We start from the raw sequence: 26,300 nt of genomic DNA on the forward strand, positions 1-26,300 counted from the left end.
ATTTACGAGAACAGGAAGAATAACCCCATGCAAATTCGCGAAATCATGCGCTCTTGTCCGGTGATGCCGGTTTTGGTAATCGAGAAAGAAGAGCATGCGGTGCCTCTAGCCAAGGCTTTGGTTGAAGGCGGTATTTGTGTACTGGAAGTCACCCTGCGTACTGATGCCGCTTTGGCTGCTGTGCGTGCCATTGTTGATAACGTGCCTGGTGCCATTGTGGGTGTGGGCACCGTTGTTCGCCCTGAGCAATTTGCACAAGCTAAAGCCGCAGGTGCGGTATTTGCGGTAACGCCTGGCCTGACACCTAAGCTGGCTGCTGCGGCCCGCGAAGCAAAAATTGAATTACTGCCCGGTGTAATGACACCATCCGAGGCGATTGCAGCACTGGAAGAAGGTTTCGATGCATTGAAACTCTTCCCTGCAGAGCAAGCTGGTAGTTTAAGCATGCTTAAAGCAATGGGCGGCCCATTGCCGCAAATTTTATTCTGCCCTACTGGTGGCGTAAGCCCGGAATCAGCACCTAAGCTATTGGCCTTGCCAAATGTTGGGTGTGTGGGCGGATCATGGCTGGCACCTAAAGAAATGGTTGCTGCGGGTGATTGGGCTGGTATTACTGCGCTGGCCCGTGCCGCAGCTGCATTAGCTAAGTCATAAAAACCTAGCGGCTCGATTTGTGCCCGCGCGTCTTGCATCGCTCGGTGCGTGGGGATAAAAATTTGCCTGCCCTAAGATTTACATCAATATTTCATGATTTATAGGGAATAGCCATATCGTCAGCAAGGCGACAGTTGGGTATTCTTTGTATTCAATTTTTTTATGCGCGCCTCTGTAGCGGGCGCGTTTTTTCTGAACTCTCTGAGGAGCACCAGGCAATGGCAGCAATTCGTATCGCAATTAACGGCTACGGTCGTATCGGTCGCAATGTACTGCGCGCTTTGTATGAGTCTGGCCGTACTGATGAATTCCAAATCGTGGCAATTAACGATCTGGGTGATGCTAAGACCAATGCTCACCTGACTCAATACGATACCGTGCACGGCAAATTTGCTGGCAAAGTATCGGTTGATGGTGATTTCATGGTGGTAAACGGCGACAAAATCCGCGTTTGTGCTCAGCGTAATCCGGCTGATCTGCCATGGGCAGAAATCGGCGTTGATGTCGTGATGGAATGTACCGGCTTCTTTGCCAGCAAGGCAAAAGCTTCAGCACACATTACTGCTGGCGCGAAAAAAGTCATTATCTCCGCACCAGGTGGTAATGATGTGGATGCAACTATCGTGTTCGGTGTAAACCATGACACGCTGAAAGCTACAGACACGGTTATTTCTAACGCTTCATGCACAACCAACTGCCTTGCGCCGCTGGTTAAGCCATTGAACGATAAAATCGGTTTGGTTTCCGGCCTGATGACCACGATTCACAGCTACACCAATGATCAGGTTCTGACAGACGTTTACCACGAAGACCTGCGTCGTGCCCGTTCAGCAACGCATTCGATGATCCCTACTAAGACTGGCGCTGCTGCTGCGGTTGCACTGGTATTGCCAGAGCTGAAAGGCAAGCTGGATGGTTTCGCTGTTCGCGTTCCAACAATCAATGTGTCTCTGGTTGATCTGACTTTCACTGCTGCACGTGCAACGACTGTTGAAGAAATTAACCAAATCATGAAAGAAGCGTCCGAAGGCCCAATGAAAGGCGTGTTGAACTACAACGACCTGCCATTGGTATCGATCGACTTCAACCATGATCCAGCGTCTTCGACCTATGAAGCATCGCAAACTAAGGTTTCTGGCGGTACTTTGGTGAAAGTGCTGTCTTGGTACGACAACGAGTGGGGCTTCTCCAACCGTATGCTTGATACCACTAAGGCTTTGTGGAACGCTAAATAAGCACGCTTTTTTAGCTTAAGTACGGTTTCAAAAAATACCCGCAGCAATGCGGGTATTTTTTCGTCTGCAGGTTTCTTGGGCTGCGGTAAGCCTTTAGCTGCACTAATGCACGTGGCCTCATGCAGCGCTTATTTTACGGCGCTAGGGCGTTTGCATGGCCTCATGGTAAGCGTGATGAAGGAGATGCTTAATTGCTGTGCTGCATGGTTCTCTGTGTGATTGGGCGCGTTATTTTGCTGTGGGAATGAGCGAAAGTCAGCCTGGCTGAGGTCTGAAAATTAAAATTGAGGATTGAATGTGTCAGTTTTTAAGCAAAAACCATGTTGCAAATGTGCAACATGAATGCGCATGTGAGCTGTTTTATTGCTGTACTACTGGCAGATCCTGAGGTCTTTTTTAGCATTTTATCTGTTGAGCTAGGGAAAATAATTACGGCGCAATTTAATGACAATTAAATAATTTATTCATTTTCTCTCATTTACATATATTATTTTTAATTAATAAAAAGTTAAATATTTACCGTTTTTTATTGAAAATATTTACCACAATTATTTGGTGTTTTAATGTATTTTTGCGCTCGATTATCAATATATAAAGTGTATTACCTAGTGTATGCCATATCGATATTGGGTTGGTATTTTTACGTATAAGGATTTGGTATTTTTACAGCAGAACAAAATTAAGCGCTGTGGTTATATACGGGCTTCGGAGCACTTAGCTCGCTCGATTTTTAATTAAGTAGATTCAGTTTTTTAACTGAGTTGGCTTTAAATAAAATGCGCTGCTGAGTGGTCTTTCAAATCCTATGGATCCGAATTCAACTATGAATTCGTGGCTCTAAAATTGATAAAGGAATCTCAGTATGTTTAAGCGCGTTCTTATCGCTACTGCCGTATCCGCAATGTTTGCAGCTCCTGCATTCGCCGATGTAACCATCAGCGGTTCTGCTGAAATGGATCTGATGTACAAGACCAACCAAGCTGGTACAGATGGTAAAGGTAAAGTTGCTGAAGAAATCGCTGTTGTGATCAATGTTGATGGTTCAGACAAGCTGGATTCTGGCGACAAACTCAAATGGCGTATTGCTCAAAAAGTAGCGACCCCAGATCGTTACGACAGCTTCGGTCAACGTGAAGCTTGGATCGGTTACGAAACTAAATTCGGTGAAGTTCGCTTCGGTAACCAATTCTCTAACCAATACCTTGAATTAGATGGTTTTGCATCTTCAGGCCAAGGTAACTTGTGGGCTGACTTTGGTTCGCAACAAGTTCAATACGCGAACGGCGTAAGCTACTTCTCACCTAAATTCAGCGGCTTCAGCTTTGCTGGTCAATACGATTTAGGTAACGGTCGCAATTCAGCACGTGCAATGGAACTGACAGCTAACTACACAGGCTACGGTTTCAATGTTTCTGCTGGTGCTTCTGAAGCTAAAAACAGCAAGTATGCTTCTTCTGCTTCCATGGTATTCGGCGGCAATAAATGGGGTCACTCAGGTGACTTCACTAAAGGCGGCGTTAATGGTTTTGAGTTAGACAAAGATGGCAATCCTGTTGGCGTTTTAGGCGAAAACAAACTGCGCACTTACAATATCGATGCAGCTTACAAAACTGGCGCATTCGATTTCAAAGCGGGCTACAAGCGTAATGAGTGGAATGGTAACGTTATTCTGAACTCTGGCGCGGGTGAGAAGACCACTGTAGACCAATTCTTGGTTGCTGCTGGTTACACCATGGGTAAGAACAACTTTAACCTTGGCTACCAACGCGTTCAAGACAGCAAAACTGATGCTACTAAGTATGATGACGGTATGAACGTTATCAATGCTCAGTACAACTACACTCTGTCTAAGAACACAGTTGCTTTTGCTCAAGTTCGTCACCACATGTTAGATACTGCTGGCCAAGCTAGCGTAATGACTGGTGCTTCACAGCTTGATGGTTTTGCTCTTGGTTCAGACAAGAAAAACTCTACACGCCTGTTAGTAGGTACATGGACAGCGTTCTAATTTAGAACCTGATCTAAAAGTGACGAGCTGGCATTTTATGTTGGCCTGATGCTTTAAAGTCTAAAAAAACGCCACGATGAAAATCGTGGCGTTTTTTCGTGCGTGCCAGCATTTACGCCATTCTCATAAGGGGTATGTTGCATTTGGGATACACAATGTTGCAGATACGCGACGCAATATTGCATGGGTTTGTACCTATTGAGTATTCTTGCTTCGTAACACAAGCAAATATGCCTTGATGTACTGAAGTTAAAAAAACCATATTCCCTTTTAGAGAGAGATGAATAATGTTTAAACGTGCTCTGATCGTTGCTGCTGTTGCAGCAGCATGCTCCGCTTCTGCTTACGCAGAAGTTACAATTAGCGGTTCTGCTGAACTGGATGTAATGTACTACTCTAACCAAACTACTGATGGTAAGGGTAAGTTTGCGATCGATACTCCAGTTATTCTGAGCTTTGACGGTGCAGATAAATGGGATAATGGCGCGTCCACTATCTGGCGCATCTCGCAAAAACCAGGCCCAGGCGGTAGCGACAAGGCAACTGGCTCAGCTGCTTTTGGTACTCGTGAAGCTTTCATTGGTGTGAAGGGTGGTTTTGGTACAGTTAAGTTTGGTCGTATCTTCCAACAAACTTACTTGCAAAAAGACTGGCCTTACCTGACAGATGGTTCAGGTAACACTGGTGAAGACCGTGGTGTGGGTTCGGGTGCATTCTTTGACAACGCTGTTGGCTACGAAGGCACTTTTGGTAATGTAAACGTTTTTGCATCTGCTGATCTGGGTAATGGCTTCACAGATAAAAAGAACGGCTCACAAGGTTATGAATTAGGTGGTGGCGCAACATTCGGTGCTTTCCACATTGATGCTTCTTACCTTGCACAAAAGAATGCAACCGAAGCAGAAAAAGCAACATTTAAGCTTGACGGTACAATTGATAAGGCTGGTAAAGCTGCACAGGCTGCAACAGGTTACGACAGCACATTCTTTGTTGGTGCACGTGGCGCGTTTGGTCCGGTTACATTGTCTTTAGACTGGGCTCACGACAAGTTTGACCGTACTGATGTGAAAGAAGATGCGATCCACGGTAAAGTGGGTTATAGCTTCAATGACAAATTGTCTTTGAATGCAGGTTGGACACACATCAAGGATAACGGCGGCGGCGATAACAAGGCTGATCAGCTTAGCACTCAGCTTGGTTATAATGTTTCTAAAAACACCATGGCTTTTGTTCAATACCGTTACATCAAATTGGGTGCAGCTGATAAAACCCCAGTTGGCTTTACATGGCAAAATCAAGGTATTGCAGGTGGTAAAGACAGCATGCAACGTCTTGTTGTTGGTACATGGACAGGCTTCTAATCTTAATTGTTTAAGTAATAAACAATATCAAAACCCCGCTTCGGCGGGGTTTTTTGCGTTGTTGATATTTGTTTTGAGTAATAGGCGAGGTGTGCTTTAGGTGGATACAAATGAAAAAATCCCCTGATTTTCATCAGGGGATTTTTTTGAATCCTGGCGGAAGCGGTCGGATTCGAACCCACGGAGGACTTGCATCCTCGGCAGTTTTCAAGACTGCTGCCTTAAACCACTCGGCCACACTTCCTTGGGGTCTTTGTCTTGCAACTCAGACAGGAACGCATTATAGCGGAACTTTTTAGAATGTGTAAAGAAATTTGTTAAAATAAATAAAAAATATTGGCTTAGTTGAGTTTAGAGTTTTTCCAGTACGGTAAATTTGGCTAAGACAAAGTTGGGCGTGTGTTCCAGAGCGGGGGAAAGGCGGATACGGTAGCTTTTTCCCTGAGCCGTAAATTTATATTCTCTGCTGTCCGCAAAAATAGCCTGGGGAATAATCAGAAAACGTGCAGGGTTACTGCTTGGGCCTTCCGGCGCATAAATGCATGCCGTACTTTCTTCGGCCAGCAAGGGGGTAAGCTCAACAATAATCGGGCTTTGAGTCAGTGTTTCTACGCCAACGCTGACATAGCCTTTTTGGCTGCGATTAAAACGTCGCACAATTCCAATGGTAAACGGATGGTTTGTTATATTGTTCAAACCCAATAGCTCGCCCACTTCAATCTGAGTTTCGCTATGATAATTTAAGCCAAATCCGCTGCTGCTTTCATCTCCCAGCTCCCATTTTTCTGCATTAATCTGATCTGCGCTGTTTGTGGCTACTTTTCCCTGCTGGGCTATAAATGGCACGATGTTGTGCAAGCCAGTAATCACCCGTATTGATTTGTTATTACTTTGTCTTTCGTGCTTTCTGACTGGGGTAACAGCATCTCGGGACCATAAATTACGCAGGGTGTGTAATAGCTCCAAGTTGGAGGGAGAGTTTGATTCAGCGGGCAGGCCTAAGGCTGCAGGGGATTGCCCTTTGCTGAGTTGTTCTATCAATGGCGTGATTTGCGCGGTAATTGAATCTGCAGACCAGTAGCGCCAGTTTTCTCCAACCATATCCCGGCGAATTCGTTTGGGGGGCGTGCTGCCAGATATATTGATCGCAAATAAGTGATGGTGAGGTTTGAGCTCTTTGTCTAAAACCAGATCAGCGGCCCAATTTTTCAGCCAGATGGCGATTAGCTCAATTTGTGCAGACTGTATCTTTTCCGGAGCAGATAAAGAGAGCATCAATGCTTGCACATAGATTTGATAAATACTGATATTGGCCGGGCTGATTTGAGGTTTATCTGTAAAACCACCTTGCTCGGCAAAAAGATAAAGACGATTAAGGTTGCGCCAAATATGGTGGTCAATTTCTAAATGGCGCATATAAGCATACTGTGCCTGGATCGCATAAAGATCCATTGCTCTGAGTGTAAAATATTCAATCTTTTGTGATGAGATAAATTTCTTCTGGCTGCCTTGCTTAATGCAGCTTAAATATCCCGTTGCCATTTCATACCAAAAATTTAAAATGGCAGGTAGTACCTGATGAGATGTGGTGCCTTCTTCAATAACGCGTCCATGATAAATATCTAAAAGGTGGCTTTGCAGTGGCTGTGCTTTTTCTTCAAGATAGGGAATCGTCTTGAAGCGTTCGTTCATACTGATTTTAGGATTGCTATTGAGTTGTTTTAACGCTTTTACAATTTCTATTTGTGCTTGCAAAATATCACTTTCAGGCAGCTCTTCCATAAAAATGGTGGCTGACTTTAAATCAAAAACGCCCTCTTGTGGGGTGGACTGAAAGAGTGAATTTACAAGGCCTTTGATATCAAACATTGCTTGTCCTACCTTGCTGCACAAAAGTGGTTAAAAGATATTTAATTAGTTTTTTTTGAATGAAGACTCAGTAAGTAGCGATATTAATATACTAAACAGATATTATTCTTAATATAATTGAAAGCTAATTGTGTTAATTATTCAGGCTAAATGCCGCGCTATTTTACAGAAATAGAAAGAAATATGTTGTCGTCATTATTTTCTGCTGCACAAACGCAGACGTTGTCTGTGATAAGTACCACATGAGTATAGGTAAATTGAAAGGAAGTCGCTTTAGTATAGCGTTGCAGCTCTGGCAGATTAAAGCTTTGCTTACGGAATTAATGCCGCTGGAGTCATTGTTTTCATCCTTGCTGCACTGCTTCTGATCGGCTGGTATGCATGGCATGGCGATCAAGTGGCCGTGCTGTGATAAAATCCCCGCCTTTATGCTGGCGCAACAGGCTGCATAGCTTTGCGGTGGCGCATACCCGTTTATAACTCTTAATGATGCTTGTGCGCTGTAAAGAGGAAAATCAGTACATTGTGTATGGTTGCTGTATCTTGCCAAGCAAAATAGCAAAAGATATTTTTCTTTAAAATACAATGATGTATCTGTATGGAAACAGGGTAGACAGCACTTGGCATGCCTAGCTGATTTATATAAATAAGCGTGGAGCAGCTTTGTGCTTGTTTTAGAAAAACTGCGCTGTGTCTGAGCCATAGTTAACAACGCAAAATGAGTGCTTTAAATATTACAGATCAAGAATCTGTGCGAAAGCGGCAAGCCATCATTTTTTTAAATAATACAACGGTGTTTGTGTGCAGCAATAGGGTAACGAATCATGATCAGTACTTTTAATATTACAATGCAATTTGGTGCAAAGCCTTTGTTTGAAAAGGTTTCAGTAAAATTTGGTGATGGCAATCGCTATGGTTTGATTGGCGCAAATGGCTGCGGTAAATCTACATTTATGAAGATTTTGGGCGGCGATTTAGAGCCAACTGGCGGGAATGTCAGCTTAGAGCCAGGTGTGCGCTTGGGTAAGCTGAAGCAGGATCAGTTTGCTTTTGAAGACAGCCGCGTCATTGATGTGGTTATGCAGGGCCACACAGAGCTGTGGGCGGTACTGGCTGAGCGCGATGCAATTTATGCAAATTTAGAAGCAACAGAAGATGATTATATGCGTGCTGCTGAGCTGGAAGGCAAGGTGGCCGAATACGATGGTTACACGGCTGAAGCGCGCGCTGGCGCATTGTTGTTGGGGGCGGGTATTCCGATTGAGCAGCATTTTGGGCCGATGAGTGATGTGGCACCAGGCTGGAAGCTGCGCGTATTGCTGGCGCAAGCGCTGTTTTCTAATCCGGAAGTCTTGCTGCTCGATGAGCCAACGAATAACTTGGATATCAACACAATTCGCTGGCTGGAAAACTCGCTCAATGAGCGTGATTCCACCATGATTATTATTTCGCACGATCGTCACTTTTTGAACCAAGTATGTACTCACGTGGCGGATGTGGATTTCCGTGAAATTCGCATCTATCCGGGCACTTATGATGATTACATGATTGCTTCTACGCAAGCACGTGAGCGTTTGCTAACAGATAACCAGAAAGCCAAAGAAAAAGTAGCTGAGCTTAATTCCTTTGCTGCGCGATTCTCTGCTAATAAATCCAAAGCTCGTCAGGCGACCAGCCGTCTGAAGCTGGCAGATAAGATTAAAGAAGGTATGGTGGATGTCAAACCATCCAGCCGCCAGAATCCATATATTCGTTTTGAAGTGGATGAAAAAGCCAAGCTGCACCGCCAGGCTGTTGAGCTTTCCCTCGTTTCTAAGTCTTTTGATAAGCCATTGATTCAAAATCTTGATCTGATTCTGGAAGCGGGCCAGAAGATTGCCGTGATTGGTGGTAATGGTGTGGGTAAATCCACACTGATGAAGCTGCTGATGGATGTGATTCATCCCGATAGCGGCAAGATCAAATGGGCAGAAAAAGCGCAGCTGGGTTATTTTGCTCAGGATCATGAAGCTGATTTTGAAGAAGATATCACGCTGTTTGACTGGATGAAGCAGTGGAGCCAGCCTGGTACTGATGACCAAGTGATTCGCGGTATTTTGGGCCGCTTATTATTCGGTGGTGACGATGTTAAAAAATCGGTCAAAGTACTGTCAGGTGGTGAAAAAGGCCGCATGCTGTACGGCAAGCTGATCCTAGAAACGCCTAATGTGCTGATTATGGATGAGCCGACTAACCATATGGATATGGAGTCGATCGAATCTTTGAATCTGGCTTTGGATTTATTCAAAGGCACGCTGTTATTTGTATCCCATGACCGGATTTTTGTAAGCTCGCTGGCTACACAAATCTTAGAACTGAATGGTGATGGCACATATAACTACTATGTGGGTGGTTATGAGGATTACTTGGCAAGCCGTGGTCTTGATTAAACGCAGGATCAATTGCAAAGATGTTATTTATTTGAAATCTGAAGCAAATTATGTGTAAGCATTTGTAGTAAAATAAAGGGGCGTTCATTCGCCCCTTTTTTCTGTTGTTTGTCCGGGTTTCATTCTATGTCTCGCGCTTTTCCCTTTGCTATACCGGCGTATTCTGCCCCTGTCTGGTTGCCTGGCGGGCACGCGCAAACCATTTATCCTGCCACGCTGATGTGGAAAAAAGCACCTGCATATCGCAGGGAATCTTGGATCACACCTGATTTGGATTCCATTGTGGTGGATTGGGTCGATGGCCGGGCAGGCACGCCGCTGGTGGTGTTATTTCATGGGCTGGAAGGGAGCTCGCACAGTCATTACGCCACCTCCCTATTTGATTTTCTGTATACACAAGGCTGGCGGGGTGTTGTGCCGCATTTTCGCTCCTGTGGCAACGTGATCAACCGTTTACCTAGGGCTTACCATGCGGGGGATTCTGCTGAAATAGACTGGGTGCTCTGCCGCATTCGTGCCCAGCATCCAGATGTGCCAATCTTTGCGGTAGGTGTTTCTCTGGGGGGAAATGCATTGCTCAAATGGCTGGGAGAGCAGGGCGATGCTGCTGCTGCCGTCATTAATGCGGCTGCCGCGGTGTGTTCGCCCATGGATTTAACGGCCACAGGCAATGCATTGGATCAGGGGTTTAATCGACGGGTGTATACGCGTGAATTTTTGCGCAGCTTACGTAAGAAAACCTTTGCTAAACTGAAACTCGTCGATAACCCCTTTCTGGATCAGCACAGCCTGCGTCTTGCCTCAACGCTGCGGGAATTTGATCATTTGGTAACGGCCCCGGTGCATGGCTTTAAGAGCGTAGAGCATTACTGGCAAAGCGCGAGTTGTAAGCTTTATTTACCTAAGATCAGCTTGCCCAGCCTAGTCATTAATACGAAAAACGATCCCTTTGTCCCAGCAGAATCTTTGCCCACGCAAAGCGATGTGTCCGGGCACGTTACTCTGGTACAACCACTTGAAGGTGGCCATGTGGGCTTTGCATCGGGCGCCATGCCAGGTAAATTGCAATGGTTGCCGCAGACCTTGCATCGTTTTTTTCAGAGCCACTTGCCGTTACCCCGTTAAGGAATAAAACGTGCCTGTCATTTCTCCCCGGCTTTTTAAAGCCTATGATATTCGTGCGCAAACTTCACTGCTTACCCCTGAAGCTGCCCATTTTATTGGTCTTGCTATTGGTGCAGAAGCACATCTGCGTGGTGTGAAACAAATTGCACTGGCAAGAGATGGACGTTTTTCCAGCCCCGCATTAGCCCGGGCATTGATTGATGCGCTGCTGGCAAGTGGGATAAATGTGCTGGATTTAGGCCTAGCCGCCACGCCATTGCTGTATTTTGCTGCCCGTCAGTATGCAGCTGGATCGGGGGTGATGATTACAGGTAGCCACAACCCTGCTGACTATAATGGTATAAAAATTACACTGGCAGGCGAAACCATCGATGGTGAAGCCTTGCAGGCTTTACGGCAACGAATTGAAGCGGATGATTTTATCCAGGGGCAGGGTGAGCATACATCGTTGCATATTGCTGAAGCCTATTATGCTGCTGTACTTGCTGCATGCCCTTTAGAAAGGCGCTTTAAAGTTGTGGTGGATTGCGGTAATGGTGTTCCTGGCGCTTTTGCACCGGATTTATATCGCGCCTTGGGTTGTGAGGTAGTTGAGCTGTATTGCAAGGTGGACGGCGCTTTTCCAAACCATCATCCCGATCCTCAGGTTGAAGCCAATCTGGCGGATTTAAAACGGGTGGTGCAGGAGCAGCAGGCCGATATTGGACTCGCGTTTGATGGTGATGGCGATCGTCTGGGCGTGGTTACCCGCCATGGTGAAAGTATTCCCGGTGATCGCTTACTGATGTTGTTTGCTGCGGCGCTGCTGGAAAAGCAGCCGGGGCATGTTTTATATGATGTGAAATCAAGTGGTTTAATTAGTGAGTGGGTGAGCCGCCAAGGTGGCTCCTGCGCTGCGATTCCTACGGGGCATGGCCATATGAAGCGCCATATGTACGCTTCAAAGGCTTTGCTGGCCGGGGAGTTATCTGGGCATTTTGCCTTTAAAGACTGGCCTGATGATGATGCGCTCTTTGCAGGTGCGCGGTTTTTAAGCATGATTGCTGGGCGCGATTTAGACCAGATGCTTGCAGCTTTGCCCCAGTCGGTTTCTACCCCTGAGTTACAAGTGGCTTTAGAGCAGGATGGCCATGGCCTTGTGGCTGATATTGCTAAAAATGCGGTTTTTCCGCGCGCCTTACGTATTTTTACGATCGATGGATTACGTATTGAATATGCGGATGGTTTTGGTTTGATCAGGGCATCCAATACAACACCCGTGCTTACACTCAGAATGGAGGCGCAAACGGCGCTAGGCTTAGCCAGAATTCAGCAAGAGCTGGCGGCCGCCATTGCCCCTTTAGTGCTTCCCTGTTATGAGTAATTTGTAAGGCCTTGATCCTGAACCGGGCAGCAAGGCCGCTTATCCCCCAAAGATTGAATGATGGAAAAACAATGATTCCTGCTTCTCACCTTATTGCCGCCCAAGTCTCTGCTGCTTTGCAGGAGGATCTGGGTATTTGTGACTGGACTGCTATGCTGATTGCTGACGATACACGGGGCACTGCCACAGTTATTGCCCGGCAAAGCGCGGTGATTTGCGGCCAGGCTTGGTTTGATGAAGTGTTTCGTCAGGTGGATGCCGGGGTAAAAGTAGACTGGCTGATCAAAGAAGCGGAGCTAGTTGTTGCAGATCAGCCGCTTTGCAATATTGAGGGCACAGCACGCAGTTTATTAACGTCCGAGCGCAGTGCTTTGAATTTTTTGCAAACGCTCTCTGCTGTAGCCACTGAAACGCGGCGTTATGTGGATTTAATTGCACACACTAAGGCAAAAATCCATGACACGCGTAAAACCCTGCCGGGGTTGAGGCTTGCTCAGAAGTATGCGGTCACTGCAGGCGGAGGGGAGAATCAGCGCATTGGTCTTTACGATGGCATACTGATTAAAGAAAACCACATTATGGCTGCTGGTAGTATTGCCGCAGCCTTACATGCAGCCGAAAAACTTGCACCTGTTGGTGTTAGTATTCAAATAGAAGTAGAAACCCTGCATGAGCTGGAGCAGGCCTTACATGCGGGTGCGAAATTAGTATTGCTCGATAATATGAACCTGACCGATTTACGCGCAGCGGTTGCACTCGCAGGCGATCGTGCAGTGCTTGAAGCCTCGGGCGGGGTTGATGAGACCACCGTCAGGGAGATTGCCGAAACAGGCGTGCAGCGTATTTCTGTTGGCAAGCTTACTAAGGATATTCAGGCAGTAGATCTCTCTATGCGTTTTGTGTAAGTAAGGAACTTTTGCGCTTAATTGTCTCTTAGCTTGTGTCAGTTTTTTTCTCATGTAGTTCTAAGGAGCTTTTCTTATGAATACCAACAGTGAAACATTACTCGATCAATCACAAGATATCTTACAAGAAGCAGAGCAATTGCTGGTTGAAGCTTCTCAGGCTGGGGGCAAAGATGCCGAGGCGCTGTATGCCCGTGCTGTAGAGCGTTTGCGTGCTGCAAAAACCCGCTTGTATGAAGTTGAGCAAGTGGCCGTTGCAAAGGCAAAACAGGCCGCAAAAGTAACTGATGAATATGTGCACGATCATCCGTGGCAGGCCATTGGTGTGGCTGCTGCGGTTGGTGCACTGGTAGGTATGTTGATTTCGCGTCGTTAATCGTGAAGTCTTCGCCTCCATTTTTAGCGGGCGTGCGGCGGATTCTGGCGCAGGTGGCAGGTTTACTTGGTACGCATCTTGAGCTGTTTGGTCTGGAGCTGCAGGATGCTTTGCAGCGACTGGTGTTTGATTTTATTCTGGGTGCGGTCGCTGTTGTGCTGGGGGGCTTGTGCCTTGCGCTTGCAGCTGTTTTGTTGTTGATTATTTTCTGGGACAGCCACCGCATCGCGGTCGCGCTGGGGCTGATGCTGGTCTACGGTGGTGGCGCAATTGCTTTTGCCTGTTATTTAAGACACCGCCTGAAGCATGCTCCGGATTTATTCCCCGCAACCTGTGCCGAGCTGGTCCGTGATCGTAAGGCTTTGCTTCATATTGCTGCTGAGGAAGACGCATGAAATTAGCGCGCTTCTACCGTAAGCAGTTTTTGCAGCTTAAAGCTGAGCAGCAGCGCCAGGCGCTCAGACAAGAGCTGAAGTCTTTTGCTCAGCCAGTAAATTTATTGCAAGAAGGCTTGGCAATGAGTCAGCCAGGAGGCGGCGTACTGGGTTGGTTAAAGCTGGCCAGATTGGCTTTGCGCTCTGAAGGCATCAAAAAGCATCTTGCCCTTGCTCTGGCGGCGCTGCAGATTGTGCGTTTTGTGATAAAAAAGCGCAGGTAGCAAGAATGATAAAGTGCTGATGAAAGCAAAAAGCCGGACATGATCCGGCTTTTTTTTACAGGCAAAATGCAATTAACACGCAGGGCTTCAGCTGCTGCTCAGGCGGTGAAATTTAAAGAAGGCCAGCTGGCTGTCCAAATGGTTCGCCGCAAGTGTGAGCTCATTCATTTCACTGAGCATTTGTTCACTGCGTTGGCTGCTGGCTTGGGCATTGCCGCCAATATCATGCAATCTTTCATTGATCGCTTCACTGGAAGCGCTCTGTGCTTCCACAGAGGCCGTAATGGTCATCATCATCTTATTCACGGTGTTAGCAGCTTGATTTAATTCTTCCAATACTTGGCTGATGGTATGGCTGTCCTGCTGACATTCGCCCACACGGCAGGCCGCCGATTGCATGGCCTCCAGTGTTTCTTGTGTACACGTTTGCGTGTCATTCAGTATCCGGCGAATATCCTTGGTGGATTCAGCCGTCAGTTGCGATAGTTTACGGACTTCATCCGCAACCACCGCAAAGCCACGGCCATGTTCACCGGCGCGCGCGGCTTCGATGGCCGCGTTCAGCGCCAGCAGATTGGTTTGCCCGGCAATGTCTTCAATCATGCTGGCTACGTTTACGATTTGCTGAATGGCATTAGTCAGCGCCTGCATCGTGGTTTCTATCTGATTAAAATCACCAGAGAGGGCTTGCAGCTTGAGTTTTGAGCCCTGTCCTGCTGAATGGGCAGCTTGGACATTACTGAGTGATTGCTGGCTGATGCTGGCAGTGCGTACGGCTTGCTCACTGATATGGCTGATTGAGTTTTGTAATTGCACACTGCTGGAGCCTATTTCTAACAAATGATGACTTTGTAAAGTCGCTCCGTCATGGTTAGCCTTAGCAAGGTGGGTGACATGCGTGGCCTCTTCACGTGATAGTTGCGAGGCTTGTCTAGCCTGCTGGAGCGTGTTTTCCAACTGGTTGATAAAGCGATTCATCCCCCGGCCTAATTCACCTAATTCGTCCGGCGTTTCTGCAATACGCGACGTTAAATCCCCCGACTCAAGTTTCGCTGTTTCAGCGGCCATATCATGTAAGCGGCTTTTGAGCTTGCGCGCAAAATGCAGCTGGCTGAGCACAATTAATAATGCACTGAGCAGCAGTGGTAAAAGCACAGTCAACAGAAGCTGATCAATACGCAAATTAATCGCTTTATTGGCGAGCTGAGACTGGGCCTGTAAGCCTTTTTCAAGCTGATTCAATACGCTGAGTGTGGGCTCTAAATCGTTTTTATAGATTTGCTCAGGAATACTAAGTGCATCCTGAGGGCTATCACTGGCGATGGTGATGGCACTCTGAAATTGGGTTTGATAGTTTTTCCAGTGCCCGCTGAGCGTGGCTTCCAGTAGTTGTTGTTCTGTATTGGCCAGATGAGGCTTGATGATGGGAATCGCGCTTTGTACTGTTTGTCCGGCCGCCTCCAGCTGCTGTTTTGCATTTTCAGCCAGAGGATCTAGCCTAGAAATCATCAGCATGGTACTGCGGGCATGATTCAAGGCGGCAACTGCCGTCTGGCTATGGTGATGAAATTGAAAATCACGCGTCAGAGCATTGCTTTCCCATGTCATCCAGCTTGCGAGGGAAACGAGGGCGGCTACGGTAAATCCACTCACCCATTTTAATTGCGTGGCCATTTTCATCGGATTTCATTAACTCAATATGGAAGAAACCGGCGAAGACTATGACTATTGTGTTGCATTTGCATGACAAAAAACGAGAGTTTTAAACCGCTGGTCTAATCAATCGTTACGCGCTTTCAGTAGGCTGTCGTTGGTATTTTGTAGTACGTATTAATCCTTATGTTTTAGTTACAGACTTACTTAGAAATCTAGGGGTATCTACATCATTTTTTTGCAGGATAGCCGTATTATATGCAAGTGTTTGTAAGGCGATGCCGTACAAAATGGGGTTCAGATCATGCAAATTATTGGCCATGCAAATCACATGATAGTGCTCTGCAGACGACAGCCCAGCATCAGATAAAATAAATAATTCCCCATCTCTGGCCCTGATTTCTTGCAAGTTAGCGAGTAGTTTTTCGGTTAAGCGATTCCAAGGCAGGCATGCAATAACGGGCAAGTCTTTGTTTACTAAAGTCAGTGGCCCGTGGACTAACTCACCCGCAGGAAATCCAAAGGCGTGGATATAGGCCACTTCCTGCATTTTTAAGGCGGCTTCTTGGGCAAGAGGGTAATAAAGATGGCGGCCAACAAAAAAGAGTTGCTTACTGGTAAAGATCTTCTGTGCCCATTCTTGTAATTGCCCGGTAATCGCTGAAAGTTCGGTGGCGGCTCGTGGCAGGCGACGTAAATCATCAATGGCGGCCGCTTCTGCAGCTGCAGAAAGATGATCGCGTAATTTGGCAAAGCAGAGCGCCAGCCGGTAGAGAGTAAGCAGTTGGGTACTGAATGTTTTAGTTGAGGTGATCCCGATTTCTGGCCCGGCCGCTAAAAACAGCTGAAATCGGGCCAATTGCATCAGGCTGCTGGGGGATGCATTTGATATGGCGAGGGTGTGCTCATGCGCTAGGCTTTGTGCATATTTCAGCGCAGCAATGGTATCGGCGGTCTCACCAGATTGTGAAACAGCAATGATGAGTGTGTTGTGGTGTTGCACTGCATCCCGGTAGCGGTATTCACTGGCTAATTCTACTGTGCAGGGTAATCCTGCCAGCGATTCAAACCAATAACGGGCCGTTAAAGCGGCATGGTAGCTGCTGCCGCTGGCCAGCAGCGTAATCCCTTCGATATCGCATAAAATACGCGCGGCATCATTATTGAGTAATTGGGCTAAGTTAGCGTCGCAGCCGGTGTCATCCAGAATGTCAGCAAAAATGCCTGCCTGTTCGTTGATTTCTTTTTGCATATAGTGATGAAAACCATGCAGCTTGATTTGGGTTTGCTGAAAGTTTTCGGTGGCTCTGATGCAAGGCTCCCCCAGCGGGTTGAGGAGGGTTAATTCATTGCTGCTTAATTTTGCCGTATCCCCAAGCCCCAGCCGGATCATTTCTGGCGCAATGCCTTGTAAAGCCTGAGGCTGATCTGAAAAAGCAATGCAGCGCACCCCTTTGGCAATAAAAAGGGGAATGTGGCGCGAGGTGCAGATGATCTCGCCAGTGTGTTCCGTAGACATCACGCTAATGGCGTAAACGCCAATGATTTCACTGGCCGCTAAATGGACGGCTTTTAATAAATCGTGCTGGCTGCGGTAATGCCAGTGAATTAAATCAGCCGCCAGCTGTGCTGTATTGGCAGGCTCACTGATATAACCCAGAATGGATAATTTATCCTGTAAGGCTTCACTGTTTTCAATGAGACCACGACAACACACGGTAATTGAGTCACGGCTGCTGGCAATACTGCAGTGATGGGGTTGATCCCAATCGAAGCGGATCAGTACACGATGAGCGCTTTGTCCGTGCAAATGCATGTGCAGGGTAAGGGTTGGGCAGGATAAAATTTGTGCTGAAGCCTGATCGCTGATTAATGTTGCGCTGCAATGTCCTTGTTCAATCAGAGGGTAAAGCTGTTGGCTGATATTTTGCAGTACATTCTCTTGCGAAATCATTCCAAGCAAAGCGCCCATATTCTTGCTCCGGTATTGTGTTTCTCCTTTTAATTATCTGATATAAAATTTTTTTTACTTAAGCAATTGAGCAAGCAGCCGTGCTTTTAGTGTTTTGGGCATAAATAAGGCTTAAGCAGTTCGCTGACTTCTCCGTCCGCCGCAAATTTTCTGGCAAATAATGAGCTGCTGGTCAGCAGGCGGGGCAGATCATCAGGGGTAAATGTACGGGGCGACCATGCGCCACTTTCCCATTCCAGATCGTGTTGTGAATCATTAATAAGCTCTGCTGCTACAGGTGTATGCATCAGAATGGTTTGTACAAACATTTCGTCCGGCACCAGCGTCTGGCGAAAGTAGGCGATCACATCCGGATGATCCTGGCAAAATTGGATCAGGGCAAGGCAGGCCCGTCTGGACAAACACCACCATTGAGATCCGGAATAAACCGTATGAAGTGAAGCGGGCAGCTTGCGCTCAAATAGCCCGAATCTCAGGAGCGGGCGTTGTATTTTTTGCAATAATTTGCCAGCGAGGCTGCCTTTCAGTGATTCAGGGTGATAGCTCTGGTAGCGGTAGCGGATATCAAAGTCTGGGTCTGGCTGGCGGCGAAATTCAATAAACCCGGTGTGATTTTTCAGCTGTCGGACGATCTCTGCATGTGGTTTAAGCGGGAAATCCTGGGCAGATAACAAAACCATATAGTCACAATCATCTTTGATTGCGGCGTCAATCAGTGCAAGCGTTGCTGCTATCAGTGAAAAACCTCCCCAGCGGCAAGCCTGCCTTGCAATAAATTGGGCTTCTTCAGGGGCTGCTGCTTGCATAGCGGTAAAATCACTGGCTGCGGTATTGGCATCAACATGAATATAAAGCCGGGTATTTTCAGCAAAAAGCTGCTGACAAAGGCGGCCTAATTGAGCGGGATGAGCGTGGCTCAGGATTAAATAGCCAATACGCATTCGGATTTCCATTTTATAAATGGTTTTAATTTTAACCCGAATCATTTTTAAATAAATGATCTTATGCACAAAGGCTAATATTCGGGCGTAATACTGTGAATGCCCTGAAGCGCTGTGAGTGGCGCTGCACAAGCCTTACGGCTCATCCGGCTCCTTGTTTTTTTACGGGCTGGCAGGTGGAACCGGGGATATTGAAACGTAGAAAAATTGAATGACAAACAGCATGTGGAGCCAGGTAATTAAACCTCTGTTATTGAATCCGGGTGAAATCGTGCAAAACCTTCTGTTATTGCCGGGGTAAATCTCTGATCAATATTGACTGCATAGCTTCAGAGGACTAAAGTTTGCGGTTTTATTCGGGATATTTAGCGCATGCCGAAAGCAACTAAAAGCCCCGTTAGCTTTGAGGCAGGACTTCAGGAGTTAGAAGGCCTGATTGCTGAAATGGAAGCGGGTAATTTACCGCTGGAAACAGCCCTCACTACTTATAAACGTGGCACCGAACTGTTGCAATTTTGCGAAAGCCGCTTAGCCGATGCAGAGCAACGGATACGTGTGCTTGAAGGTGCGGAGCTCAAGCCTTTCTCTGCGGATAAAGAATAAATGACATCAGATTTTAAAAGCTGGATGCAAGACGTCCAGTCCCGTATGGAGCAGACGCTCGCGGCTGTTTTGCCTCTTCAGGATCACATTCCACCTCAGTTACATGCTGCCATGCGCTATTCCGTGCTGGATGGTGGCAAACGTGTCCGTCCCCTGCTGGCTTTTGCCGCAGGCGCTGTAGTGGATGCATCTCCTGAGCGCTTGCAATATGCGGGCGCAGCCGTTGAGTTAATTCATGCCTATTCTCTTGTGCATGATGATATGCCAGCTATGGATAATGATGTGCTGCGCCGTGGCAAGCCAACCTGTCATATCGCATTTGGCGAAGCTTCTGCCTTATTGGCGGGTGATGCACTACAAACGGCGGCATTTGATGTACTGAGCTCATATACGCTGGCCGATGCGCCAACTGATCAGCTTAAAATGATCAATATTCTGGCCCGTGCCTCAGGCAGTATGGGGATGTGCGGTGGTCAGGGGATTGATCTGTACAGTGTAGGACAGGCACTAAGCCTTCCCGAGCTGGAACAAATGCATGGTTTAAAAACTGGTGCTTTGATTCGCGCCGCGGTCCTGCTGGGCTCCTATTGTGGTACCGCCATCAGCGACGAGGAGCGTGCCCGCTTGGATGATTACGCACAATGTATTGGTCTTGCATTTCAGGTGGTTGATGATGTGCTGGATGAAGAAGCTGATTCGGCCACTCTTGGCAAAACAGCAGGTAAAGATGCGGCTAATAATAAACCCACCTATGTTTCCCTGCTTGGCTTAGCGGCGGCTAAGCAAAAAGCGGCGGAGCTTAAATCCCAGGCACTGGCGGCGATTGAGCCCTTTGGTGAAAAAGCCCGTGGTTTGGTGTTCTTGGCCGATTTTATTGTGGAACGCGCTAACTAATGAAGAAACTCGAGATGAGTTATCCCCTGCTTGATAAGGTGTCTTGTCCGCTGGAGCTTAAAAAATTGGCCAAAGCCGATTTGCCTCAGCTTGCCAATGAATTGCGCAACTACCTGCTTGATTCTGTCAGCCAGACCGGTGGGCACTTTGCTTCTAATCTGGGCGCGCTGGAGCTGACCGTCGCGCTGCATTATGTATTTGATACCCCGCACGATCGCCTAGTTTGGGATGTGGGCCACCAAAGCTACCCGCATAAAATCTTAACGGGCCGTCGTGCACAAATGCATACCATGCGCAAACAGCATGGTCTTGCGGGTTTTCCAAAGCGTGAAGAAAGCGAGTACGACACATTTGGCGTGGGGCATTCCAGCACGTCGATTGGGGCGGCACTGGGTTTTGCCGAAGCCGCTAAGCTGAAGGGCGAAGACCGTCACGCCATTGCGGTGATTGGCGATGGCGCAATGACCGCTGGCCAGGCCTTTGAAGCACTGAATAATGCAGGCCACAGGGATGTGAATTTACTGGTGGTGCTGAACGACAATGAAATGTCGATTTCCCCCAATGTGGGCGCACTGACCAATTATTTATCTAAATTATTATCGAGCAAATTTTATAACGGCATCCGCAGCAAATCTGCACGGGTGCTGGAAGCCGTGCCGCCACTTAAAGAGCTGGCAAAAAAAGGTGAAGAGCATGTGAAAAGCATGCTGACGCCCGGCACCATGTTTGAGCAATTTGGCTTTAATTATATCGGCCCAATTGATGGCCATGATTTAGATACGCTGATTACCACGCTGGCTAATATCAAGCAGCTTAAAGGCCCGCAGTTTTTGCATGTGGTCACACGTAAAGGTGAAGGCTATAAAAAAGCCGTTGCCGATCCGGTGAAATACCATGCAGTAACGCCGTTTGAAAAAGAAGACGGTATGCAAGGCGCGAAGGCAGCCAAAGTCAGCTACACCAAGGTGTTTGGTGATTGGTTGTGCGATATGGCTAAAATGGATAAACGCTTACTGGGTATTACTCCAGCCATGCGTGAAGGCTCGGGTTTGGTGCGTTTTGAGCAGGAAAACCCGGATCGTTATTTTGATGTGGGCATTGCTGAACAACACGCAGTGACCTTTGCAGGTGGTCTTGCCTGTGAAGGCTTAAAACCCGTAGTGGCGATTTATTCCACCTTCTTGCAACGCGCGTATGATCAGCTGATTCATGATGTGGCCCTGCAAAATTTACCCGTTTTGTTTGCGATTGATCGTGCTGGCCAGGTAGGGGCAGATGGCCCGACGCATGCCGGATCATTCGATCTGTCCTATCTGCGCTGTATTCCCAATATGGTGGTGCTGACGCCATCGGACGAAAACGAATGCCGTCAGATGCTCTACACCGCATTCTTGCACGAAGGCCCAAGCGCAGTGCGCTACCCTCGTGGCACGGGGCCTGGTGTTGAGGTGCAAAGCGAAATGACCGCCATCCCTATGGGCTGTGCAGAAGTGCGCCGCCGGGGCAGCAAGATCGCCATCCTAGCATTTGGCCCGGTGTTGGCCGCTGCTTTAGATGCGGGCGATGCTTTAAATGCAACTGTCGTTAATATGCGCTTTGTTAAGCCGCTTGATATCAGCCTGATTGCTGAATTAGCTGCCAGCCATGATTATCTGGTGACGGTTGAAGAAGGCGCCATTATGGGCGGAGCAGGCTCTGCTGTGCTTGAAAGCCTGATGGCGCAGGATGTATGCAAGCCTGTTTTGCAGATGGGTTTTCCTGATCGCTATGTCGAGCATGCTGATCAGAATGTGCAGCTGGCTGAATGCGGGCTGGATGCGGCAGGTATTGAGGCGGGTATCCGGCAGCGCTGGGCGCTTTAAGCGTGCGGTACTGAAATAAAAAAACGAGGCGATGCCTCGTTTTTTTATTCACGGTTAATATCAGTGATGCAGGCTTAGCTGCAAATTGATTCTTGTTTTCATATATGTTTTTTACAGATATGCCGGATGATTTTTGCAATAAATGCTGAAATTGTTGTTTTATAGGCCGGCGTTGCTTAATTTATGATTTAAATATCCTAAGCTAATAAGGTCTCATTAGCGAATTCTGAAAACAATGCAAAATTCTTTAGCTCATGTGTCAGAGCTGCCTGAAGAAACGCCTCACTATTTGCGTGCCGTGACTCAGATGGGTGATTCCAGAGAGGTCACCGCCAACCAGGATATCTTTACCCAGGAAGGCATTCTCTTACTGGCCAAAGGATCGCGGATTAACAGCAATCAGTTTGATCTGCTTGCTCGGCATAAATTATCTATTTCTATTGATCAGAGCCTGTTGGTCCAGAATGCTGTGAATGCGGATCAGCTGTCTGCGGATGCGGCAAAAATTCTGGCAGAAGATCTCTTTTTAGCCCGTATGGTGGTTAAGGCTGGTGGCGTATTGATGGTCAGGCAGGCATTAGCGCAGCTGGCTTTGCCCTCACCGGTTCAATTTAGGCTGACCGTCATGAAAGAGCAGCGGCCTAATCTGTTTGAGCATGTGATACGGGTGAGTATTTGGTGTCATGCTCTGGCTCAGCAAACTAAATTGCCTGAGATTTACCGTGATCAACTACTGCTTGCTGCCATTTGCCATGATATGGGTGAGATGCATACTGATCCGGAGCTGCTCACTTCGGGTCATAGCGTTACCATGATTGAGCGCTGTTATTTGCATGTGCATCCTATTACCAGTTATCTGGTGGTGTCTAAGGTTGATGATTTTTCTGGCATGGCTGCTCAAGCGATTTTGCATCACCATGAAAGGCTGGATGGCAGCGGTTATCCCTATGGTTTGCAAAAAGAAAGAATCCATCCGCTTTCACAATATATCGCCGTGGCAGATACGGCGGACGCCATTTTGCGGCGCTTTGATTTACTTCGTTTACAGATCTCATTTGCGCTGAATAAAACACGTTTTGATGCCCGGCTGATTAAAGCACTCAGAGAGTTAGTGCACGATCTGCCATTTGATTCGCAGCTGGCTTGTAAGAGCGGTGAAGCCAGCCTGCAACTGCATCATATTGCTGACTTATTAGAGGGCTGGCTGGCATTGCACGCGATGTTGTGTGTGCAGATGAAAGCAGGTGCGGCTCAAAACTCACCTATAGGCTTTTTATTTGAGCGTATGGATGGGGTGCATTCTCTGGTTTTACAAATGGGATTTAACCCGGACGATCTTCATGGCATGCAGACGCTGGCCCAGGAGGACCCTGGTTTACAGCAGCAGTTGCAAACCATGCTCAATGAAATGGAATGGATATTGAATGAGATGGCCAATGAAATTGAACGGCGCTCGCCATTATCTGATGGTATACCTCCCAATATGTTTGAAGAATTAGTGCAGCAATTGCGTGAAATCCGCGCCCCTTAATACTATTTTATTAATAAGTACTGATGGTTTTTCTTATTTAATTATATTTATTGAGGTCTGATGGATATGGTTATATTTATTTTCTTGAGTCTTCCGGCTTTAAGGCGCAATGATGTTGCCTGATCCGCTCTCCCAACTCGCTGAGCTTCCCGAAGAAAACCCTCACTATATTCGCGCAGCGACGAAAATGGGCGATAAGCGTGATGTGATCGCTGATCAGGATATCTTTGCTGAAAATGGCATGAAGTTATTGGCAAAGGGGGCGAAGATCAGCAGCCATCAGTTTGATTTGCTGACAAGGCATAAATTATCTACTCCGCTTGATCAGGCCTTGGCCACTGATAAACCAGTTGATGGCCAGCAACTGGCTTTTGAAGCGGGAAAAATTATCGAGAAAGATGCGCTGATTGCAAAAATAGTCAGCAGGTCGGGTGATGTGCTGGCGATTAAGCATCAGCTTGCTCTGCTTGTTTTACCCCCACCGATTCAATTTCGGCTGACTGTAATGCATGATCAGCGCCCAAGTTTGTTTGCACATGCACTTAGAAATTGCATCGTTTCTTACTCGCTGGCACAACAGCTGAAATTATCTGACGCCGATAAGACAGCATTAACGCTGGCCGCTTTATGCCATGATTTGGGTGAGATGCATACTGACCCGGAGCTGTTGACCTCCGGGCATGTCATTACGCCGCAAGAGCGCCGTTATATTCATGTGCATCCGATTACCAGCTACATGGTGGTGCATACATTTCCAGCGTTTTCTGCCGCAGCCTGCCATGCCATTTTGCAGCATCACGAGCGGCTGGATGGAAGTGGCTATCCCTATGGTTTGCGTAAGGAGGCGATTAGCCGTTTAGCCCAGATTATTGCCATTGCTGACGTAAGCGATGCGGTATTACACCGCTTTGATTTAAAAAGACTGGATGCGCTGTTTACCTTGCTGCGTTCCCGTTTTGACCCTCCTGCGGTTAAGGCTTTAAGAGACTTATTAGGCTCGATGAGCAGTGAAGAGCATCAGGCTGTGGTGGTTAGGGATACCTCTGTGCAATTAGCGCATATTGCGGATTTTCTTCAATCATGGCTGGCATTACATGCCATGCTGGAAGGCCAAATCAATGAAGGGGCGAGCCTCGATTCACCGCTTGGTTTTTTATTTGAGCGAATGGAGAGTATTCGTGCGCTGATTGTTCAGGCTGGCTTAAATCCAGACGATGTACAGGCGGTGCAGGCCTATGGGCTGGAAGACCCGGAAATGCTGGCTGAATTACAAGCTATGCTGAGTGAAATGGAATGGATGCTCTTTGATCTTGCCAATGAAATAGAGCGCCGTTCTCCCGCTCTGGATGGCATATCGCAAGAAGCATTAAAGGATTTGGTCTTTCATTTGCGGGAAATTTAAGCAGGATGAGGGGTGTTCAGGCTGCTTATTTCATGAATGAGGTGGCCTAAGCTTTGTAACGCACGATCAATGTCCGGGCTGAACGGCCAGCCGCAATTAATCCGAATAAAGTGCTCAAAGCGATTTGAATTAGAAAACATCAGCCCGGGCGCAATTAAAATTCCTCTTCTTAGCGCAGCATCAAAAACTCGTCTAGATGATAGTTGCTCGGGTAATTCCACCCACAGTGCTAGCCCACCATCGGGCACATTTAGCCGCGTACCAACTGGAAAATAACGGGCAATCGCCTCGGCGGTGCGTTCTCGCTGGGTTTTGAGCGTGCTGCGCAGCTTGCGCAAATGTCGATCGTAAGCGCTGGAGCCCATATATTCGGCGGCAGCAATTTGCGACCATGCCTCGTTATCACGGGTTTGCGCGTACTTCAGCATTTCAATCCGCGCCTGCCAGCGCCCGCCACTCATCCAGCCCAAGCGCATGCCGGGTGCTAAAATCTTATGCAGCGATGCGCAATAAATCACATTTCCGGTTTGATCACGCGCTTTTAGGGCGCGCAGCGGAATATCGTCGTTGATCAGCTCGCTATAGGTATCGTCTTCGATTAACGGAATCGCCTGCGCTTCGCAGAGTGCCACCAGCCGGTCTTTATGTGCCTCGGGCATGATGCTGCCCAGCGGGTTTTGTAAATGCGGCACCACCACCACGGCTTTGATATTGTTGTAGGTCTGGCAGGCCAGCTCTAGTGCTTCAATGGATATACCGGTTTGCGGGCTGGTGGGGATTTCAATGGCACGCAGGCCTAGGCTTTCCAAAACTTGCAGCAGGCCATAAAAGGTGGGCGATTCAACCGCAATGGTGTCACCTGGCTGAGCAACGGCCCGCAGCGCCAGATTAAGCGCCTCAATGCAGCCGTGGGTAATTAACACCTCATCAGGTGACATCAGCACGCCCATCCGCATTGCGCGCTTAGCCAGCACGGCCCTAAATGCCGGATGGCCTTTATTGGGAACGGCGCTGACAAATAAATCGGGATTTTGCTTAATGGCCCGAATCGCTGCATTTTTAAGTGCTTCGCCGGGGTAAAGGTCAGGCGAGCAGCGGGCTACAGAGAAATTATGCTGTATCGCCTGCTGCCTGCCACGGGCAATAAAATCAGATACACGGGCATGAATCCCTACATATTGGGCCTGATCAATCTCCAGCCTTGGCTCTGTCACCGGTTTGATACGCATTCTCTGGCGGACAAAATAGCCGGAGCGGGGCTTTGCCTCCAGATAGCCATCGGTTTCAAGCTGACGGCACAGTTGCAAGGCGGTAGAAAGGCTGATGCCATGCAGGCGCATTAGCTCCCGCAAAGAAGGCATGCGCTCGCCCACTTTTAGCGTGCCAGAGACAATGGCACTGAGATAATGCGCAGCCCAGCGCTGATAAAGGTAATCCATAAACGCCTCCGCCTGTTGTG

The 26,300-nt window shown here is 47.6% G+C and carries 21 protein-coding genes and 1 tRNA gene; 16 read left to right on the top strand and 6 right to left on the bottom strand.

Annotated elements, in window-relative coordinates:
• Positions 1-27 precede the first annotated feature (27 nt).
• The 4 genes from eda (at position 28) to DYD62_RS03935 (ending at position 5,258) form a co-directional block, all read left to right on the top strand.
• On the top strand, positions 28-654 hold the full coding sequence (eda, locus tag DYD62_RS03920) for a bifunctional 4-hydroxy-2-oxoglutarate aldolase/2-dehydro-3-deoxy-phosphogluconate aldolase (protein ID WP_115226162.1): 627 nt from the start codon (positions 28-30) through the stop codon (positions 652-654).
• Positions 655-872: 218 nt separating this feature from the next.
• A complete protein-coding gene (gene gap, locus DYD62_RS03925; protein WP_115226163.1) occupies positions 873-1,889 on the top strand; it encodes a type I glyceraldehyde-3-phosphate dehydrogenase in 1,017 nt (338 codons plus the stop codon).
• Positions 1,890-2,751: 862 nt separating this feature from the next.
• The gene (locus tag DYD62_RS03930) at positions 2,752-3,897 is read left to right on the top strand and encodes a porin (RefSeq protein WP_115226164.1); all 1,146 of its coding nucleotides are present in this window, start codon (positions 2,752-2,754) and stop codon (positions 3,895-3,897) included.
• 287 nt (positions 3,898-4,184) lie between these two features.
• A complete protein-coding gene (locus tag DYD62_RS03935; protein ID WP_115226165.1) occupies positions 4,185-5,258 on the top strand; it encodes a porin in 1,074 nt (357 codons plus the stop codon).
• Between the two features lie 154 nt (positions 5,259-5,412).
• Here the strand turns inward: DYD62_RS03935 and DYD62_RS03940 are convergent.
• Together DYD62_RS03940 and DYD62_RS03945 are read right to left on the bottom strand one after the other, a co-directional pair.
• Positions 5,413-5,502, bottom strand: a tRNA-Ser gene (locus tag DYD62_RS03940).
• Positions 5,503-5,609: 107 nt separating this feature from the next.
• On the bottom strand, positions 5,610-7,127 hold the full coding sequence (locus DYD62_RS03945) for a cyclic-di-GMP receptor FimW-related protein (protein ID WP_115226166.1): 1,518 nt from the start codon (positions 7,125-7,127) through the stop codon (positions 5,610-5,612).
• An 824-nt stretch (positions 7,128-7,951) separates the two neighbouring features.
• Between DYD62_RS03945 and DYD62_RS03950 the strand changes: the two genes are divergently transcribed.
• The 7 genes from DYD62_RS03950 (at position 7,952) to DYD62_RS03980 (ending at position 13,983) form a co-directional block, all read left to right on the top strand.
• Positions 7,952-9,556 (top strand): ABC-F family ATPase, encoded by a 1,605-nt coding sequence (locus tag DYD62_RS03950; RefSeq protein ID WP_115226167.1) that lies wholly within the window; start codon positions 7,952-7,954, stop codon positions 9,554-9,556.
• Between the two features lie 126 nt (positions 9,557-9,682).
• Positions 9,683-10,681, top strand: coding sequence for a YheT family hydrolase (locus DYD62_RS03955; protein ID WP_115226168.1), 999 nt, complete (start codon positions 9,683-9,685; stop codon positions 10,679-10,681).
• A gap of 10 nt (positions 10,682-10,691) precedes the next feature.
• Positions 10,692-12,044, top strand: a complete 1,353-nt coding sequence (locus DYD62_RS03960) for a phosphomannomutase/phosphoglucomutase (RefSeq protein WP_115226169.1) — start codon at positions 10,692-10,694, stop codon at positions 12,042-12,044.
• Positions 12,045-12,115: 71 nt separating this feature from the next.
• Positions 12,116-12,949 carry a carboxylating nicotinate-nucleotide diphosphorylase gene (gene nadC / locus DYD62_RS03965; RefSeq protein ID WP_115226170.1) on the top strand — a complete coding sequence of 278 codons (834 nt, stop codon included), beginning with the start codon at positions 12,116-12,118 and terminating at the stop codon, positions 12,947-12,949.
• Positions 12,950-13,025: 76 nt separating this feature from the next.
• The gene (locus tag DYD62_RS03970; protein WP_115226171.1) at positions 13,026-13,325 is read left to right on the top strand and encodes an ElaB/YgaM/YqjD family protein; all 300 of its coding nucleotides are present in this window, start codon (positions 13,026-13,028) and stop codon (positions 13,323-13,325) included.
• A gap of 2 nt (positions 13,326-13,327) precedes the next feature.
• Positions 13,328-13,720, top strand: coding sequence for a phage holin family protein (locus tag DYD62_RS03975; RefSeq protein ID WP_165928737.1), 393 nt, complete (start codon positions 13,328-13,330; stop codon positions 13,718-13,720).
• Positions 13,717-13,983: a hypothetical protein gene (locus DYD62_RS03980; protein WP_115226173.1), complete on the top strand. Its 267-nt coding sequence runs from the start codon at positions 13,717-13,719 to the stop codon at positions 13,981-13,983. Before DYD62_RS03975 ends, DYD62_RS03980 begins: the two co-directional genes overlap by 4 nt.
• A gap of 87 nt (positions 13,984-14,070) precedes the next feature.
• On the opposite strand, the gene DYD62_RS03985 is transcribed toward DYD62_RS03980, so the two are convergent.
• The 3 genes from DYD62_RS03985 to DYD62_RS03995 form a co-directional block, all read right to left on the bottom strand.
• Entirely contained in the window at positions 14,071-15,663 is a 1,593-nt protein-coding gene (locus DYD62_RS03985; RefSeq protein ID WP_115226174.1) for a methyl-accepting chemotaxis protein, read from the bottom strand.
• Between the two features lie 157 nt (positions 15,664-15,820).
• Positions 15,821-17,608 carry a glutamine--fructose-6-phosphate transaminase (isomerizing) gene (gene glmS, locus DYD62_RS03990; protein ID WP_115226175.1) on the bottom strand — a complete coding sequence of 596 codons (1,788 nt, stop codon included), beginning with the start codon at positions 17,606-17,608 and terminating at the stop codon, positions 15,821-15,823.
• An 86-nt stretch (positions 17,609-17,694) separates the two neighbouring features.
• On the bottom strand, positions 17,695-18,549 hold the full coding sequence (locus tag DYD62_RS03995) for a beta-1,6-N-acetylglucosaminyltransferase (RefSeq protein ID WP_165928738.1): 855 nt from the start codon (positions 18,547-18,549) through the stop codon (positions 17,695-17,697).
• A 372-nt stretch (positions 18,550-18,921) separates the two neighbouring features.
• On the opposite strand from DYD62_RS03995, the gene DYD62_RS04000 reads away from it, so the two are divergent.
• From DYD62_RS04000 to DYD62_RS04020, 5 genes are all read left to right on the top strand, one after another.
• Positions 18,922-19,152 (top strand): exodeoxyribonuclease VII small subunit, encoded by a 231-nt coding sequence (locus DYD62_RS04000; protein WP_099398679.1) that lies wholly within the window; start codon positions 18,922-18,924, stop codon positions 19,150-19,152.
• Complete coding sequence (locus DYD62_RS04005) at positions 19,153-20,046, top strand: polyprenyl synthetase family protein (RefSeq protein ID WP_115226177.1); 894 nt, start codon at positions 19,153-19,155, stop codon at positions 20,044-20,046.
• Positions 20,046-21,908 (top strand): 1-deoxy-D-xylulose-5-phosphate synthase, encoded by a 1,863-nt coding sequence (gene dxs / locus DYD62_RS04010; RefSeq protein ID WP_233702867.1) that lies wholly within the window; start codon positions 20,046-20,048, stop codon positions 21,906-21,908. The genes DYD62_RS04005 and dxs overlap by 1 nt, the downstream gene beginning before the upstream one ends.
• A gap of 235 nt (positions 21,909-22,143) precedes the next feature.
• Positions 22,144-23,439 carry an HD-GYP domain-containing protein gene (locus DYD62_RS04015; RefSeq protein ID WP_115226179.1) on the top strand — a complete coding sequence of 432 codons (1,296 nt, stop codon included), beginning with the start codon at positions 22,144-22,146 and terminating at the stop codon, positions 23,437-23,439.
• A gap of 109 nt (positions 23,440-23,548) precedes the next feature.
• On the top strand, positions 23,549-24,841 hold the full coding sequence (locus tag DYD62_RS04020; RefSeq protein WP_115226180.1) for an HD-GYP domain-containing protein: 1,293 nt from the start codon (positions 23,549-23,551) through the stop codon (positions 24,839-24,841).
• Here DYD62_RS04020 and DYD62_RS04025 read toward each other — a convergent pair.
• Positions 24,838-26,280 carry an aminotransferase-like domain-containing protein gene (locus tag DYD62_RS04025; RefSeq protein ID WP_115228191.1) on the bottom strand — a complete coding sequence of 481 codons (1,443 nt, stop codon included), beginning with the start codon at positions 26,278-26,280 and terminating at the stop codon, positions 24,838-24,840. The two genes, DYD62_RS04020 and DYD62_RS04025, sit on opposite strands and share 4 nt — an antisense overlap.
• Positions 26,281-26,300 lie beyond the last annotated feature (20 nt).

This window comes from Iodobacter fluviatilis (genome assembly GCF_900451195.1).
Lineage (GTDB): Bacteria > Pseudomonadota > Gammaproteobacteria > Burkholderiales > Chitinibacteraceae > Iodobacter > Iodobacter fluviatilis.